The following is a 16,038-nucleotide window of genomic DNA, read 5'->3' as shown; positions in this document are numbered from 1 at the left end:
GTTATGGAACTAAAGTCAGTACTTATGGACGATAAAGCAATTAAGAGAACTCTAACGAGAATTTCTCATGAAATTATAGAAAAAAACAAGGGTACAGAAAACTTAGTTTTATTAGGAATTAAAAGTAGAGGAGTACCATTAGCTAATAGGATTGCTGAACTAATCAACATGTTTGAAGGTGAAGAGGTAGAAGTAGGTAGTGTAGATATAACTAAATATAGAGACGACCTTAAAAAACCTGAAAACTTAAAGGAACATAATAGTATAGAATTAGGGGTAGACATAACTGGTAAGAGAATAATTCTAGTAGATGATGTTTTATTTACAGGAAGAAGTGTAAGAGCAGCAATAGATGCAATTATAGATAGAGGAAGACCAGAAATGATTCAGCTAGCGGTACTTGTAGATAGAGGTCATAGAGAGCTACCAATAAGAGCTGATTATGTGGGAAAAAACATACCAACTTCAAGAAAAGAAGATATATCTGTTCAACTAGTAGAAAAAGATGGAGTGGACTGTGTAAGTCTATACGAAAATAATTAGGAGAAAAAATTTATGTATAAAATAATTGTAACTACTACCTTTGGTATAGAGGCTATTACAGGCAAGGAGCTAAAGAATTTAGGATATGAAGATTTACAAATAGAAAATGGAAAGATAACCTTTGAAGGAGATGAAATGGACGTTGCCATATGTAATATCCATTTAAGAACTGCAGAAAGGGTCTTTCTAGAGATGGCAGAATTTGAAGCTACCTCCTTTGAAGAATTATTTCAAGGTACTAAAAAAGTAGACTGGGCTAGCTTAATACCTATAGATGGTAAGATGCATATTATAGGAAAATCTGTTAAATCTACCTTACATAGTGTACCAGACTGCCAAGGTATAGTAAAAAAAGCCGTGGTAGAAAAAATGAAAGAGAAATATAATACGGATTGGTTTAGCGAAGATGGACCAGTATACAAGATAGAAGTTGGAATTCTAAAGGATAAGGTGACACTTGCAGTAGATACCTCTGGAGTAGGACTTCATAAAAGAGGATATAGAGAAAATGCAGGAATGGCTCCCTTAAAGGAAACCTTAGCAGCAGCTTTAGTTTTGATAGCAAAGTTCAATGGAGATGAGCTTTTAATAGACCCATTTTGCGGTTCAGGAACTATACCCATAGAAGCTGCTCTAATAGGTAAAAACATAGCACCTGGAGTTAATAGACACTTTGTTAGTGAAACTTGGCCTACATTTGACAAAGAAATTTGGGATCAAGTTCGTGAAGGGGCAAAAAGAAGTGTTAATAAAAAGGAATTCGTTATTCAAGGCTCGGATATAGATGGAAGAGTCCTTAGAACTGCCATGGATAATGCTAAGAAAGCAGGAGTAGAGCAGTATGTGAACTTCCAAAGACTTGATATGAAGGATGTAAGAAATAGAAAAAAAGGTGGCATGATAATTACTAATCCACCCTATGGAGAGAGACTTTTAGATGAAGATGAAGTTAAATCTCTTTACAAAACTTTTTCTAATGTATACGCAGGACTGGAGGATTGGTCTTGCTATGTACTAACATCCTATGATGACTTTCAAAAAGTATTTGGAAAAAAAGCTGATAAAAACAGAAAACTTTATAATGGAAGACTTCAATGCTATTACTATCAGTATAACCCAAAGAAATAAATTAAAGAACTACCTCAAAAAAGTTTTGAGGTAGTTCTTTGTTTTTAAACTTGTTTTAAATCAAGTTTTATAGGATCTACATAGATTGTTTTGTTTGTGGAGTAGGTTACCATACCAGGCTTTCCTTTAGCCATCTTTTTAACATTTCTAATTTCTGTATAGTCTATAGGCACCTTTGTGGAGTTTTTACCCTTACTATAGAAGGCAGCTAATGTAGCAGCTTCAAGCAGAGTAGAATCAGGAACTTCTCCCATGTTTTTAATAATTACATGGGAACCAGGAATATTCTTTATGTGAAGCCAAATATCATTATTATGAGCAAATTTTAATGTTAGATAATCATTTTCTAGATTATTTTTACCTACGTATATATCAATACCATCACTAGATATAAAGTGCAGTGGTTTTGAAGGCTTAGTCTTTTTGCTTTTCATGGATTTTTTGAATGCAATGTAGCCAGTTTCCACTAATTCATTTTTTATATCTTCTAAATCCTTATAGTTGTCAGCATTTTCAATATTACTAAGTACTGATTGAAGATATTCATCCTCTTCTTTAGCTAATTCTATTTGAATATAAGCATTTTCTTCTGCAGCCTTTAGCTTATTATATTTTTTAAAATACTTTTGAGCATTTTCAGCAGGGGTTTTATTAACATCTAAAGGAATCTTAATATATTCCTCTTCCTCACTATAGTAATTCAAAACTTCTACCTCTTTATCACCCTTTTTTATATTATAAATATTTGCAGTTATAAGCTCTCCATATAGGTTATACTTTGGCTTTTCTTCACATTCAACTAAGGTTTGCTTTAAAATATGAAGTTTTTTCTGAATTCTATCTATATTATTTGTAACTAGCTTTTGCATATCATGACTTTTACTTTGAAGTCTATTTACTTTATCCTTAGCATGATAGAAGCTTTCAAGAAGTCTACTAGGAGAAGAATATTCTTCACATTGCCCACCTACATCTAAAATATGTTCTAGCTTTACACAGTGAAAATCCTTTAATTCATCATTTATGGAATAGCTATAAAGATCATAATCATTATTCTTGCATTTATCAAAAAACTCTACTAAGAATTCATAGATTTCCTCTAGGTTATTTTTACTTAGAGGAATATTTCTTTTATTTAGGTTAAAAGAAATTTCTTTAGCTATAGGATTACTTAATCCATCTAATACTCTAGTAAAGAATTTTTCATTTAGTTCTTCATCCTCATAAACATTTAAAGTTTTTTCTTGGAAAGCTTCGAAGGTAGTGTTGAATATATCAAGTCTATTACTTTCTGGAGGATATACATATTCAATACCAGGATAAAGTACTCTATAGCTATTTATATCTGGAGTAATGTGTTTTATGGAATCCATGATGAGTCCATCTCTTTTTCTTATTAAAGTAATGTTACTGTGTCTGCCCATGATTTCAATTATTAGGGTATAAATACTGTTAAAACCTAGTTCATCACTACTTTCAAAATCTAATAGAAGGATTCTATCATTATTTAATTGGGTGACTTCTTTTAAGACTGCAGTATTTAGATATTTTCTTAGAACCATACAAAATACAGGAGCCTTAAGTGGACTTTCTTTAGAGTAATCTATAAAGTTTATTCTAGGATAAGAAGCGTTAGCATTTAGTAGTAGTCTAACAGGTTTCCTATTTATTTTAAAGCTCAGTATTATTTCATCCTTTTCAGGTTGGGTTATTTTATCTATTCTGCTGCTTATTAGAGTATTTTTTATTTCATTGGCTAGAGCGCGCAAATATAATCCATCTAATGCCATATAAATCATCCTTTCATTTAAGCATATATTTTACAGTATATCACTATTATTTTAGAAATAAAATACAAAATAAGTGAGTACAAGGATAATTTATCTAGCTTAAGATGATATAATAAAAATAAATTAACATGATAGTGTGAAAATATAGGTAGAAATTATAAAGGTGGGGTGGATATAATATGGAGTTAAGAGGAAATATCATTAACTTAAGAAGGGAATTTCATAGGTGTGCAGAAGCTGGATGGTTAGAATTTGAAACCACTATAAAAATAATGGAAAAATTAGAAAAAATTGGATATAATTTAGAATATGGTACGCAAATACATGGTAATCCCATGGGGATGCCTAAGATGGAAGAGCTTACAAAGCATAGGCTAGAGTGTAGTGAGATAATTAAAGATAATTCCTTTAATGTGGAGGAAATTTTAGAAGGATATACAGGTGTGGTAGCAACTATGGATACTGGGATTCAAGGTCCTACCATGGCTTTTAGATTTGATATAGATGGTCTTAAGGTTCCGGAAGGTAAGGAAAATCATAGGCCTTATGAAGAAGGATTCTCTTCTGAAAATCAAGGCATATGTCATTGTTGTGGTCATGATGCTCATATAGCTATAGGGCTTCAACTTGCAAATACTATTGTAGAGATGAAAGAAAATTTAATAGGAAAAATTAAGCTTATATTTCAACCAGCGGAGGAAGAGGTTAGAGGAGCTAAGTCCATGGTAGAAGCTGGAGTTTTAAAAGATGTAGATTATTTATTTTCTGGTCACATTGGATTCATAGATAAAAATAATGCCATAGCTGTTAAAGTTAAAAATTTACTTGCCACTAATAAGGTGGAAGTGGAATTTTTAGGTGAATCTGCCCATGCAGGTCTTTGCCCAGAAGAGGGAAGAAATGCTCTTTTGGCAGGGGCTAGTTGTATTTTAAATCTTCATAGTCAAGTGCAGTTTGGCAAAGGAGTAGGAAGACTCAATGTGGGAACTCTTCATGGAGGAACTGGGAAAAATGTTATAGCAGATAAAGCAGTATTACAGTTGGAAACTAGAGGAGATACTAACGAAATTAATGATAGAATCATGGATATGGTTCGTCGTGTAGTTGAGGGTACGGCAATTTCCTACAATGTAGAATATAATATAAGAGTAGTTGGTTCTGCAAGGGCATATAATAGCCAAGATAATGAATTCTCTAAGGCCGTAATAAAAAAGCTTAGAAGTTTACCTATAGAAATTATTGAAGAGTTTTCCTTTGGAGCTTCTGAAGATATAACTTATATGTTAGAAGAGGTAGAAAAACAAGGCGGAAAGGGAATGTATTTTATATTTCCATCCTCTCTTGCAGCACCACATCATAATCCCTATTTTGATTTTAATGAAGAATCACTTATAATAGGTCATGATGCTTATGTATGTATGATAAAAAACTTTTTACAAAAAGATATAATTTAAACTTGAGATAAATTAAACAAGCTAAGGGATGTGTAGTTTTGAAAGAAACAATGAAAGAAATTTTAGAAAAATATTATGGATATAAAAGATTTAGACCAGGTCAAGAGCAGGTTATAGAATCTATTTTAAAGGGAGAGGATGCATTAACTATAATGTCTACAGGGAGTGGTAAATCTATATGTTATCAAGTGCCTGCTTTAATCCTTCAGGGATTAACTATAGTAATTTCACCTTTAATTTCCCTTATGAAGGATCAAGTGGATGCACTTAAGGACATGGGCATACCTTGTAGTTATATAAATAGCTCTTTAAGTAGTGAAGAGTTTAGGATGGTTTTAGATGGAATAAAGGAAGAAAAATATAAAATACTTTATATAGCACCTGAGAGATTAGATAATATAGAATTTTATAATGTAATATCTAGGTTGCCTATTAGTCAGATTGCTATAGATGAGGCCCATTGCGTCTCTCAATGGGGCCATGATTTTAGAGCTAGTTATAAAAGAATTGCAGGGTTTATAGAAAGACTTATGGTGAGACCTATAATTACAGCCTTTACTGCTACAGCATCTAAAGAAGTAAGACAGGATATAGTAAAGCTTCTAAAGCTTCAAAGTCCTAAAATATTTATCACTGGTTTTGATAGAGAAAACTTGTCTATAAATATAGTTAAATCTGAGAATAAGAAGAAATATCTTCTTAAATTTATGGAAGATAATAAAGAAAATTCAGGTATTATATATGGAGCTACTAGAAAGGAAGTAGATAATATTTATAGAGAGCTTTCTAGTAAAGGCTATAATATAGCTAGATATCATGCAGGTTTAACTGACGAGGAAAGAAAAGAGAATCAAGAGGATTTTATTTATGATAGAGTTAAGATTATGGTGGCAACCAATGCCTTCGGTATGGGAATAGATAAGTCTAATATTAGATATGTAGTTCATTATAATATGCCTAAAAATATAGAAGGTTATTATCAAGAGATTGGAAGAGCTGGTAGAGATGGAGAGAAGAGTCAATGTATATTATTATTCTCTCCAGGTGATATTCATGTTCAAAAGTATTTAATAGAGATGAGTATAGAAAATCCAGAGAGAAAAAACAATCAGTATAAAGCTCTTCAACAGATGGTTGATTTTGTTTATAGTAATGATTGCTATAGAAAATATATTCTAAAGTACTTTGGAGAAAGTTATGAAGAGGACTGTAACAATTGCAGTAATTGTTTAAATCAAGGAGAGATAGTTGATAAAACTGTAGATGCTCAAAAGGTATTATCTTGTATATATAGGATGAAGCGAAACTATGGTACAACTATGCTTATAGATGTACTTAGAGGTTCAAAAAATAAAAAGGTTACACAGTTTAATTTTCAGGAGCTATCAACCTATGGAATAATGAAGGATTATTCAGGTGACAATCTAAAGACTTTTATAAACACTTTAATTTCTCATGGATATGTAAGTCAAGTGGAGGGAACTTACCCTGTTCTTGCATTAAACAATAAATCTATGGAAGTACTGAGAGGTCAGGAAGTGGTTCACTTTAAAGAATTTAAAGTGAAGGTTAATGCAGAGGTAAGAAATGAACTCTTTGATATATTAAGAGAACTTAGATATAACATGGCGAAGGCTGCTGGAATTCCTCCATATATAATTTTTAGTGATGGAACCCTTAGGGAAATGAGTATTAAATACCCTACAAATAAGGAAGAATTTTTAGAGATATCTGGAGTGGGAGAAACTAAGTATAGTAAATATGGTAAGGAATTTGAAGGTGCTATTATAGAGTATATTAAAGTTAATAATCTAAATGATAAATATAAGGATAACTCTAATAAGAGCTTTGAAGAGGTTAGTGTAACTAAATCAGAAGAAGTAAATAGTATTAATGAAGAATCAGAGGATTTTTATGTAAAAACTGATAAAAAGCTATTTGAAAAGTTAGCTTTAGTGAGAAAGGAATTAAGCAGGATAGAAGGTGCTATGGAACAAAATATCATTGCAAAGAATACCCTGAAAGAGATAAGTGGAAGATATCCTAAAAATTTAGAAGAGCTAAAGGATATAGGAGGTATGGGTCCCAAAAAGATTGAAAAATATGGAGTAGCTTTAATTGAAGCAGTAAATACATATATAGGAGAAGAAGGAATAAGTCCTATATGGGAAGAAAAAAAGAAAAAAAGATTAGTTATAGATGGAGATGAAAGAAAAAATAAGGAAATAGCTTTAGATATGTTAAATGAAGACTTTGCAATTGAGGATATAGCTGAAGAAATAGAGGTGTCAATTTCAACTATACTTGGATATGTTACAGAGTATATAGAAGAGTATGGAAGACCTAAGTTTTCTATCCCCTTAAATAAGTTTTTTAACCAAGATGAAGAGAAAATTATCATGGATGTTTGTGAAAGAGTTGGCTATGATAAGGTTAGTAAGGTTAAGGCGGAGTTACCTAAGACAATTAATTATGAATCTATTAGAGCTGTTATACTTAAGAATTACTTTTAAAAGGAGAATGTTATGGAAGTTTTGAAATTTATAAAGATGCAGGGAGCAGGAAATAATTTTGTAGTATTTGAAGATATGGAAGAAAAATATAGTGATTTAGGTACTCTAGCTAAAAAGTTATGTGATAGAAATTTCGGCATAGGAGGAGATGGGATATTAGTAGTAAGAAGGAGTAAAATTGCTGATATTCAAATGATAATAATAAATGGTGATGGTTCCTATGCTGGTATGTGTGGAAACGGAATAAGATGCTTTGGGAAATATGTATATGAAAACAACATAGTAAGTAAAAGTGAGTTTACCGTAGAAACAGGAGATGGAATAAAGGTTTGTCATCTGATCATAGAAGATAACAAGGTAAAAGCTGTTAAGATAAATATGGGAAAAGAGAGTTTTAAACCAAAGTCCATTCCTGCCTTAGGAGAGAAAGAAATTATTAAAAAAGATATCTGTGCCAATGGAAAAAACTATAATATAACTTCACTGTTACTGGGAGTGCCTCATACTGTTTTATTAACTAAAGATGGAGAGTTTAAGGTTGAAGAAGGTGCATCAATAGAAACCCATGAATTGTTTCCACAAGGAACTAATGTTAACTTTTGTAGAGTTGTGAATAGAGGGGAAATAAAGGTTAATACCTGGGAAAGAGGAGCAGGACCAACCCTTGCTTGTGGAACAGGATGTTGTTCATCAGTGGTGGTTTGCAATAAATTAAACTTAGTAGATGAATCTGTGAAGGTTATTGCTCCAGGAGGTATTTTAATTGTAGAAATAACTGAGGATGGAATAATGATGACCGGTCCAGCGGAGAATGTATTTAAGGGTGAAATAGAAATATAATAAATTAATAAGGAGTTATCTTAAAACTATTAGTGAAATTGTTTTAAGATAACTCTTTTTTGCTTATTCATAGAATTATATTTCAAATAAATGGTAATAATAGTAGTTGTGATAAAAGAAGTCTATATTTCAAATATATTTAAGGAGATAAACTGGTGATTAGCAAAATAGATTTAGATTTTACTGCAATAAATACTAAGGCTATGTCTATGCTTTCCAAGGAAGTATGTGAAGAGTATAGCATTTTACCTTATGACATAAGAAACAATGAGATTTACTTAGCCACCTTTAAGAAGCATACCAATGAAGAAATTAATAGATTAAGATTTATTTTAAAGAAAAAAGTTATATTTAACTTATGTACTATAGACCAATTCAAAATCTATCTAGATAAATATTATGAAGAAATTTATAGAAAGCAAATAGTTAAGGGACTTAAAGGTGAAGAATATCCTAGAAAGGAGCTTGATAAGGAAGTAAAAGGACCTATTATTTCTTTGGTTGATTCAATTTTTAGAGAAGGTATAGAAAAAGGTGCAAGTGATATCCATATAGAACCATGGAAGGATACTATTACTGTGAGATACAGAATTGATGGAGTTTTAAATATTTTTAGTACTTTACCTAAAAATCTCTATGAAGTCATAGCTACAAGAATAAAGGTTATGGCAAATATGGATATTACTAATAAATATACTCCAGAAGATGGAGAAATAAATCTTAAAGTTAAGGAGCATCCTTATGATCTTCGGATATCTACAATGCCTACTGTTCATGGTGAGAAGTTTGTAATAAGGATATTGCAAAGAAATGCACCTCTTTTGAATATAAATAGGTTAGGCTTTACATCTAAAGACTATATATTATTAAAAAACATATTAAAGTTTAAACAAGGGTTGATTATAATTACGGGTCCTACAGGAAGTGGTAAGACTACAACATTATACTCCATGATAAATGAATTAAATGAAAAATCTAGGAATGTAGTAACTGTAGAAAAACCAGTGGAGTGCGAGGTGGAGGGCATAAATCAAGTTTCTATAGGAGAAGGCAGTGCTACTTATGGAAACATATTAAAGGCAGTATTAAGACAAGATCCTGATGTAATAATGGTGGGGGAAATTATAGATAAAGAAACTGCTGAAGTTGCTATAAGAGCATCTTTAACGGGGCATTTAGTATTAACTACATTGCATACTAATGATGCTAGTAGTGCCATAAATAGACTAACTAACATGGGAATAGATGGAGATATAATTAAAAGTTCTCTTGTGCTTGTAATTGCTCAGAGGTTAACAAGACTTATATGTGAAAAGTGTAAGGTTAAATATAAATTATCTAAAGAAGAAAAGAAACTTCTGTCCATGGATAATGTTGAAGAAGCATATAGAGGGAATGGATGTAGTGAATGTAATAGCACTGGGTATAAAGGAAGAACCGTAGCCTATGAAATTATGATTATGGGCAAGAGATTAAAGGAATATATGGATAGTGGAGATAGTGATGTCCTAAGAAATATAGCCATTGAAGAAGGGATGATTACCATGAATGAATATTTTAAAAAGTTAGTTGTAGATGGAAATACTTCAGTGGAAGAGTATTATGGAAACATGCAGGTTTATAATATTGAAAAAGCATTGGGAGTAGATTATGGAATATAAGTATAAGGGAATAAATGAAAAGGGGAAAATTATATCAGGAAAAATTATAGTGGAAAATCATTGGGATTTAATGGAAAAATTAAAAGAAGAAGAAATTTATTGTATTAAATATAAATTGATGGATAAAGAGAGTACATATTTGTTTAAAAGGAGAATTTCAGAAAAAAATTTATCTACCTTTTGTAGAAATTTAAAGAATAACTTAAAGGCAGGAATTCCTTTAGTTAATGCTTTGAAATTATTAAAAGAGCATTTAGGAGATAAAAGGCTATGTGGAGTTCTAAATAAAGTTATAAATAATATAAAAAGCGGGTTATCTTTTACTGAAAGCTTAGAGGAATTTAAAAGTGTGTTTCCTGAATTTTTTATAACGCTGATTCACTTCGGAGAAGAAAGCGGTAGATTACAGCAGATTTTAGATTTCATGGAAAAATATTATATGAAGGAGTTTAAAAGGAGAAAGAAAATTATTAGTGTAAGTATTTATCCCATAGGATTATTTATATTTGTATTAATTATGGGAATAATTGCAATTTATAAGTTAGTACCTGCATTTTTGAATTCTATGGATATAGAAAATATGGAACTTCCTTATATAACTAGATTTTATTTAGTGTTATCTAAGGTAATAAATAGTCTAGGTATTCTTATAGTACCCATAGGTATAGGAATTTTTATAGGCATAAGCTTTATACATATGTATCTAAAGGGTAAAGGTATAACCTATAACTTTAAATATAGAAATCCCTTAATGAAAAATTTAGAGATAAATAGATTTTGTTGTAAATTTACTATGGCTCTTTCTATGATGATGGGAAGTGGTATTGATATAAAATCTTCTTTGATTTTACTACGAAATTGTGAAAATGCCATTTACATTAAGGAGCGCTTAAATAGATGTATAGAAGGTTTAGAAAGAGGAGATAGCCTTTATGAGGGCCTTAGACGGTGCGATATTTTTTCGAAATATTTTCTATCAACAATATATATAGGTGAAATTAATGGAAGTATTGAAGATGTACTGCAATCTTGTAATGAAGTTTTTGAAGAAGAACTTGAAGGAAAACTAGATAGGATGACATCTTTAATAGAGCCACTACTCATAGTCTTTGTAGGTATTTTTATAGGATCTATTATCTTAGCAATTATGATTCCGGTGTTTAATATGTATAATACAAAGTTTTAAAAGGTTTTGAGGATGAAAGCTATGAAGAAAAATGGATTTACACTAATAGAATTAATTGTGGTATTAGGAATATTATCTATATGTTCATTTATAATATATCCCCATATAAACTCTTATGAGGAAAAGAAGTTAGCCATGGAAATGGACCATGGAGTTAATGGAACAATTGAATTTATAAATAACTGTAAGATGTATGCAAGAAATAATTACAATAATCGGAAAATGTTTAGATTAGTTATCCAAAGTAGAGAATTAAAACTATATCATGGAACTATAAAAGTACACAACTATGTATTGCCAGATTCCCTAAGAATACATATAGATAATGATGCTAGTATAACTATACCATTAGATATTGACGGGAATACATCTTTGGGAAGGTCTATTAATCTATATAATTCAGAGGGGCAGAGAGAAGTTATAACTATAAAGGTAGGAACAGATTATGTTAGTAAGCAAAAATAAAGGAATTACACTATTAGAAACTATAGTGAGCATGTTAATTATATCTACTATTCTCATAGGAGCACTTACCTTTTACGGTGTAATGAAAAGAGCAGAAGAAGAAGAACGAAAGGAAATGAAGGCTACTTATCAGATAGATGCAGTTAAAAAGCTTATTTTGTGTAATATGGACTATGACGATATTAAGGAAGGTATAGTTGGAAAAACTAGATTCATAAATAATAATGATTTAGGAAAAGAAAATATAGGTAGAGTAAATATAAAACATATTATAAAGGATGAAGTAAAACAATATCCACTTATAATGTTAATGGGAACTGAAGAAATTAGTAGAGAAATTATTAAAATAGAGATTATATATAGGTTTCAAGATGGAAAGGAAATAAACTATGTGTTTTACAAGGGTAATTACAAGAAAAGTTAAGGGGGTTACTATATTAGAATTAATAGCAGCCCTAAGCATTTCTTCTTTAATAATTACAATTATTATTAGTAGTTATAGTATTTGGATGAAAAGCTATAAGGAAAGAATCTATTATTCTAGTGAAATTACAGGAATTTATGAAGCGCTTATGTATATAGAGAATTATGTGAATTATAGAGGAGAAGGTTGTTTTCTAAAAGATGGGGATGTAATTATACCTACATCAGCAGGAGAAAGTTATATTTCTTTAGATGGAAATGAACTTAGGTTTTTTTTCAAGAATAAACAGGGTGTGGGTCACACAAATCAGCCCCTGTTATATGATGTTAAAGAATTTGAAGTTACGCAAAATGAGAAGGTTCTATTTATAAAAATAGTTACAGATAAAGGAATTAGTGGAGAAAGAGCAATTGGGAAAATATAAAATATGGTTAAACAAATTTAAAAAAACAAGTAAGGGATGGATATTAACTTATGTAGTAATTGTGGGAATGATTATTTCACTTACTATATGTTATTCTATGAAATCTTTTGTCAATAGAAATTCTTATATAAAGAATTATGTGGAATATAATTTAAAGGAAAATCATGATCATAGTTATAAGGAGCGTTTGATGGCTAGTTTTAATAGATATGTACTAGAAAATATTGAAACTATAAATGCAAAGACTTTAGATAAATACTTTGAAACAAAAGCAGGAGAAAAGTTGATTACTTATGATAACAGTTATATAACCTATGATTTAAGAGAGAAGCTTTTTCAGATTAATGGGTTAAATAAAATTTATAAATTTACTATAAATATTAATGAAGATAATGTTATCTATATTTTTAAGGGAAATTTAGTACGGTAGAAGGGGTAGTTATGAAGAAGGGTTGTACAATTGAAATCAGTGATGAAGAAATAAAATTTGTAAAAGAAAAGATTAAAGATTTGAAAAAGGATAAAAATTTTTACTGTACTTATTACAGTAAGAAAAATTATAAAGATAATGGTGTTGAAATTGAGGAAAGTTTAAGGAAGGCTAATTTAGACATAATTTTAGAAGGAGAAGAGATATTTGTACATAACATTTTTGTTCCTAAAGTAAATAAAAACAAACTGGATTTAATTGTTAAAAATCAAGTAATAAAAATTTTCTATGATATAGAAAATATAATCTTCAACTATGAAATTATTGATGTAAAAAGAGAAAAACTAGAAGTAGCTATATACTGTATAAATATGAAGGATTCACTTTTGATGAATAAGGAGCTATTTTTAGGATCAAATATTAACTCTGTAATGCCTATACAACAACTATATACAAATAAGTATAAGAAAAAAATAAAAAGTGGAAAATTTACTTTAATAATATATAGAAATAAGTATGCTTATATCATTGAGGTGGAAAATGGAACTATAGGAAAAAGTAGAGTTATAAATGGCGGTAAGGAAAATGTTAATATAGAAATCTTAGAGTTTTTGAGAGAAAGTAATGGAGAAGAAGAAAATAATAAGGGGATTTATATTATTACGGATGAGAAAAAGGAAAAGTTTAAAATTGCTAATTCATATGAGATGAAAAGAAGTTTTTATGAAAAATTTTAATTAATGAAAGTGGAGGAAGAGAATGAAAGAGGGATATTATCCTCAATGGTATATAGAGAATTTAAGATGCACCAACAAGAAAAATATAATAAGGATTTTGATATACTTCTTTATATTTTTTATTATCATTTCTATGGGAATAGTAGGAAACTACTATAAGGGATTAAATATTACAGATAAAGTGCAATATAATAAAAATATAGATTTAAATAGGAATAAGAAGAACATTACAGCCTTTATGTATAACTATATTTATGAAATAATTTCAAAGGAAGATCTTGAAATAATTACTATGAATATAGATGGAAACAATATAACACTTAATATAAAGATTAAGGATAAGGAAGACTATTCAATGTGTATCAAAATTTTAGAAGAAAAGTTTTCAATAGTTGAAGTTTCATCTATTCTTCAAGAGAAGGAAGAACTATATTTTAGAGCTAAGGTGAAGATTAATGGATACTAGAAAATATAAATTAATTAATAGTGCAGTAGTTATAGCAACTATAATACTTTTAATTGTTTATGGTATAACACAAATAAATTTAGATAATGCTAAAGAGCATAGAGATTTAGTAAAGAGTAACCATGAACAAACAAAGAATAAGGAAGAGTTTAAACTAGGAGAATTTTTGAATAGATTAAGAAGCTATAATGATATTTCTTTAAATAACATCGTTATTTATGACTCTTGGGGTGAAGTAACTATCCAGTGTGAGGGTGATTTTACAACTTTTAAAAATTTACTTGGTGATTTAGGTGAGATGGATGAAATAAAAGAAATTAACTCCTTTGTGGTGGAAGAAGAGACGTGTACATTTACTCTTATATTTAATACTAGGATTTAATAAAATACTAAGGTCTCCAGTGAAGAAAATAAAATTATATTATATATGGAGAATTTGTCTATAAAAATAGTTACATAGTTATATATCTATATAGAAAACTAGTTAAATAGGAAACTATTTAACTAGTTGTTTCATCCATGCGACGTTCAAAGGATTTGCTATATAAATAGTAGTATTGAAGATAGGATAAAAAGTAAAAGATTAATATATTAATTAATAGTTATTTTAATCATTATAAAAAGTAAAGTTAATAATACAAATAAAAATAGTAAAAATAAAATAATTATATTAAAAAAAATCTAAAAATTTTGGTATTTTCATGTTGACTATTTAATTATTGTTATGTATAATTAGTGGCAAGGTAAAAGTAAATATTGTCTTATCACGAGCGGTGGAGGGACTGGCCCTTTGAAACCCAGCAACCTGTGTATATATACTGAATCATATATCTTTATATGTATGTCATGGTGCTAAATCCTGCAGCTTATTGAGCTGAAAGATAAGAGAATGAATTGGCATGCATGAATTTTTATGCACTAGAGATTTATTCTCTAGTGCTTTTATTTTTGCCTGAATAATTAAATCTAGATTTAAAACAGATAGGATAGCTACAGTAAAGGACGGTGCTAGAAAATGATAGAGGTATCACATATAAATAAAAGCTTTGATAATTTAAAGGTTCTAAAGGATGTATCATTTACCATAGAAGAGGGACAAGTATATGGAATTATAGGCCATAGTGGAGCTGGAAAATCAACTATGTTAAGATGTATAAATGGATTAGAAGGTTATGATGAAGGCAGTTTGAAAGTTATGGGAAAAGAAATTTCATCTATGACAGAAAGAGAAATTAGAGAGTTTAGAAAAAATGTAGGAATGATATTTCAAAACTTTAACTTGCTAAAAAGATCTAATGTATACAATAATGTAGCATTACCATTACAGCTATGGGGATATGACAAAAATCATATAGAAAAAAAGGTAGAAGAATTGTTGAAAATTGTTGGACTAGCTCACAAGATAAAGTCTATGCCTAAGGAGTTAAGTGGTGGAGAAAAGCAAAGAGTAGCAATTGCAAGGGCTTTAGCTTTAGAACCAAAAATTTTACTTTGTGATGAAGCAACCTCAGCACTCGATCCCAAAACTACAAAGGACATATTAGAATTATTATCTACAATTAATAAAGAAATGGGTATTACCATCGTAATGGTTACGCATCAAATGGAAGTAGTAAAGTCAATATGTGAGCGCATAGTACTTGTAGAAGGTGGAGAAGTTAAAGCAGAAGGAAATGTAGATGAACTATTCTTAAGACCAGGATATTCTCTAAGAAAGTTTTTAGGAGAAGAAGAGGAAGTTTTATTTCAAAATGGAGTTAATATTAAGATATATTTTCCGGCAAATAAAAGTGAAAATTCATTTATAACTAACATGGCTAGAGATTTGAATGTGAATTTTTCTATTGTGTGGGGAAAGCTAGAAAGATTTAGAGAAAATGTATTGGGATCATTAGTTATAAGAGTTGATGAACAGTTGAAGGAAATTGTTACTAGTTACTTAGAAAAGAATAAATTCCAATGGGAGGTGCTATAGTA

The 16,038-nt window shown here is 29.8% G+C and carries 16 protein-coding genes and 1 riboswitch; of the genes, 15 read left to right on the top strand and 1 reads right to left on the bottom strand.

Going from position 1 to position 16,038, the window contains the following annotated elements:
- Positions 1–3: 3 nt before the first annotated feature.
- Both pyrR and ABDZ93_RS03230 read left to right on the top strand, forming a co-directional pair.
- A complete protein-coding gene (gene pyrR, locus ABDZ93_RS03235) occupies positions 4–543 on the top strand; it encodes a bifunctional pyr operon transcriptional regulator/uracil phosphoribosyltransferase PyrR (RefSeq protein WP_343823578.1) in 540 nt (179 codons plus the stop codon).
- A gap of 12 nt (positions 544–555) precedes the next feature.
- Positions 556–1,671, top strand: coding sequence for a THUMP domain-containing class I SAM-dependent RNA methyltransferase (locus ABDZ93_RS03230; protein ID WP_343823576.1), 1,116 nt, complete (start codon positions 556–558; stop codon positions 1,669–1,671).
- 44 nt (positions 1,672–1,715) lie between these two features.
- On the opposite strand, the gene ABDZ93_RS03225 is transcribed toward ABDZ93_RS03230, so the two are convergent.
- Entirely contained in the window at positions 1,716–3,461 is a 1,746-nt protein-coding gene (locus tag ABDZ93_RS03225; RefSeq protein ID WP_343823574.1) for an Rqc2 family fibronectin-binding protein, read from the bottom strand.
- Positions 3,462–3,640: 179 nt separating this feature from the next.
- On the opposite strand from ABDZ93_RS03225, the gene ABDZ93_RS03220 reads away from it, so the two are divergent.
- From ABDZ93_RS03220 to ABDZ93_RS03160, 13 genes are all read left to right on the top strand, one after another.
- On the top strand, positions 3,641–4,915 hold the full coding sequence (locus ABDZ93_RS03220; RefSeq protein WP_343823572.1) for an amidohydrolase: 1,275 nt from the start codon (positions 3,641–3,643) through the stop codon (positions 4,913–4,915).
- Between the two features lie 38 nt (positions 4,916–4,953).
- A complete protein-coding gene (recQ, locus tag ABDZ93_RS03215; RefSeq protein WP_425544749.1) occupies positions 4,954–7,428 on the top strand; it encodes a DNA helicase RecQ in 2,475 nt (824 codons plus the stop codon).
- A gap of 21 nt (positions 7,429–7,449) precedes the next feature.
- Positions 7,450–8,268, top strand: coding sequence for a diaminopimelate epimerase (gene dapF, locus ABDZ93_RS03210; protein ID WP_343824515.1), 819 nt, complete (start codon positions 7,450–7,452; stop codon positions 8,266–8,268).
- Between the two features lie 155 nt (positions 8,269–8,423).
- Positions 8,424–9,929: a GspE/PulE family protein gene (locus tag ABDZ93_RS03205; protein WP_343823569.1), complete on the top strand. Its 1,506-nt coding sequence runs from the start codon at positions 8,424–8,426 to the stop codon at positions 9,927–9,929.
- Complete coding sequence (locus ABDZ93_RS03200; RefSeq protein ID WP_343823567.1) at positions 9,919–11,115, top strand: type II secretion system F family protein; 1,197 nt, start codon at positions 9,919–9,921, stop codon at positions 11,113–11,115. The genes ABDZ93_RS03205 and ABDZ93_RS03200 overlap by 11 nt, the downstream gene beginning before the upstream one ends.
- Positions 11,116–11,136: 21 nt before the next feature.
- Positions 11,137–11,580, top strand: coding sequence for a type II secretion system protein (locus ABDZ93_RS03195; RefSeq protein ID WP_343823565.1), 444 nt, complete (start codon positions 11,137–11,139; stop codon positions 11,578–11,580).
- Positions 11,561–12,004, top strand: a complete 444-nt coding sequence (locus ABDZ93_RS03190; protein ID WP_343823563.1) for a type IV pilus modification PilV family protein — start codon at positions 11,561–11,563, stop codon at positions 12,002–12,004. The genes ABDZ93_RS03195 and ABDZ93_RS03190 overlap by 20 nt, the downstream gene beginning before the upstream one ends.
- The gene (locus ABDZ93_RS03185; RefSeq protein WP_343823561.1) at positions 11,970–12,428 is read left to right on the top strand and encodes a hypothetical protein; all 459 of its coding nucleotides are present in this window, start codon (positions 11,970–11,972) and stop codon (positions 12,426–12,428) included. Before ABDZ93_RS03190 ends, ABDZ93_RS03185 begins: the two co-directional genes overlap by 35 nt.
- A complete protein-coding gene (locus ABDZ93_RS03180) occupies positions 12,415–12,858 on the top strand; it encodes a hypothetical protein (protein ID WP_343823559.1) in 444 nt (147 codons plus the stop codon). Before ABDZ93_RS03185 ends, ABDZ93_RS03180 begins: the two co-directional genes overlap by 14 nt.
- 11 nt (positions 12,859–12,869) lie before the next feature.
- Positions 12,870–13,595 (top strand): hypothetical protein, encoded by a 726-nt coding sequence (locus tag ABDZ93_RS03175; RefSeq protein WP_343823557.1) that lies wholly within the window; start codon positions 12,870–12,872, stop codon positions 13,593–13,595.
- 22 nt (positions 13,596–13,617) lie between these two features.
- Positions 13,618–14,061, top strand: coding sequence for a hypothetical protein (locus ABDZ93_RS03170; RefSeq protein WP_343823555.1), 444 nt, complete (start codon positions 13,618–13,620; stop codon positions 14,059–14,061).
- Positions 14,051–14,443 carry a hypothetical protein gene (locus ABDZ93_RS03165; protein WP_343823553.1) on the top strand — a complete coding sequence of 131 codons (393 nt, stop codon included), beginning with the start codon at positions 14,051–14,053 and terminating at the stop codon, positions 14,441–14,443. Before ABDZ93_RS03170 ends, ABDZ93_RS03165 begins: the two co-directional genes overlap by 11 nt.
- A 376-nt stretch (positions 14,444–14,819) precedes the next feature.
- Positions 14,820–14,949: riboswitch (SAM riboswitch) on the top strand.
- A gap of 127 nt (positions 14,950–15,076) precedes the next feature.
- Entirely contained in the window at positions 15,077–16,036 is a 960-nt protein-coding gene (locus ABDZ93_RS03160) for a methionine ABC transporter ATP-binding protein (RefSeq protein WP_343823551.1), read from the top strand.
- The last annotated feature ends 2 nt before the right edge of the window (positions 16,037–16,038 follow it).

Origin of the sequence: Clostridium subterminale, from assembly GCF_039521425.1 — a bacterium.
Lineage (GTDB): Bacteria > Bacillota > Clostridia > Clostridiales > Clostridiaceae > Clostridium_J > Clostridium_J subterminale.
Note: the sequence above shows the minus strand (reverse complement) of the source record. Positions and strands in the feature narration are given on the sequence as shown.

Excerpts from the sequence above, each read along its gene's own strand:
- ABDZ93_RS03190 (WP_343823563.1), top strand. The coding sequence starts at position 11,561 with ATGTTAGTAAGCAAAAATAAAGGAATTACACTATTAGAAACTATAGTG.
- pyrR (WP_343823578.1), top strand. The coding sequence starts at position 4 with ATGGAACTAAAGTCAGTACTTATGGACGATAAAGCAATTAAGAGAACT.
- ABDZ93_RS03170 (WP_343823555.1), top strand. The coding sequence starts at position 13,618 with ATGAAAGAGGGATATTATCCTCAATGGTATATAGAGAATTTAAGATGC.
- ABDZ93_RS03185 (WP_343823561.1), top strand. The coding sequence starts at position 11,970 with ATGTGTTTTACAAGGGTAATTACAAGAAAAGTTAAGGGGGTTACTATA.
- ABDZ93_RS03160 (WP_343823551.1), top strand. The coding sequence starts at position 15,077 with ATGATAGAGGTATCACATATAAATAAAAGCTTTGATAATTTAAAGGTT.
- ABDZ93_RS03230 (WP_343823576.1), top strand. The coding sequence starts at position 556 with ATGTATAAAATAATTGTAACTACTACCTTTGGTATAGAGGCTATTACA.
- ABDZ93_RS03200 (WP_343823567.1), top strand. The coding sequence starts at position 9,919 with ATGGAATATAAGTATAAGGGAATAAATGAAAAGGGGAAAATTATATCA.
- ABDZ93_RS03165 (WP_343823553.1), top strand. The coding sequence starts at position 14,051 with ATGGATACTAGAAAATATAAATTAATTAATAGTGCAGTAGTTATAGCA.
- ABDZ93_RS03220 (WP_343823572.1), top strand. The coding sequence starts at position 3,641 with ATGGAGTTAAGAGGAAATATCATTAACTTAAGAAGGGAATTTCATAGG.
- ABDZ93_RS03195 (WP_343823565.1), top strand. The coding sequence starts at position 11,137 with ATGAAGAAAAATGGATTTACACTAATAGAATTAATTGTGGTATTAGGA.
- ABDZ93_RS03175 (WP_343823557.1), top strand. The coding sequence starts at position 12,870 with ATGAAGAAGGGTTGTACAATTGAAATCAGTGATGAAGAAATAAAATTT.
- ABDZ93_RS03225 (WP_343823574.1), bottom strand. The coding sequence starts at position 3,461 with ATGGCATTAGATGGATTATATTTGCGCGCTCTAGCCAATGAAATAAAA.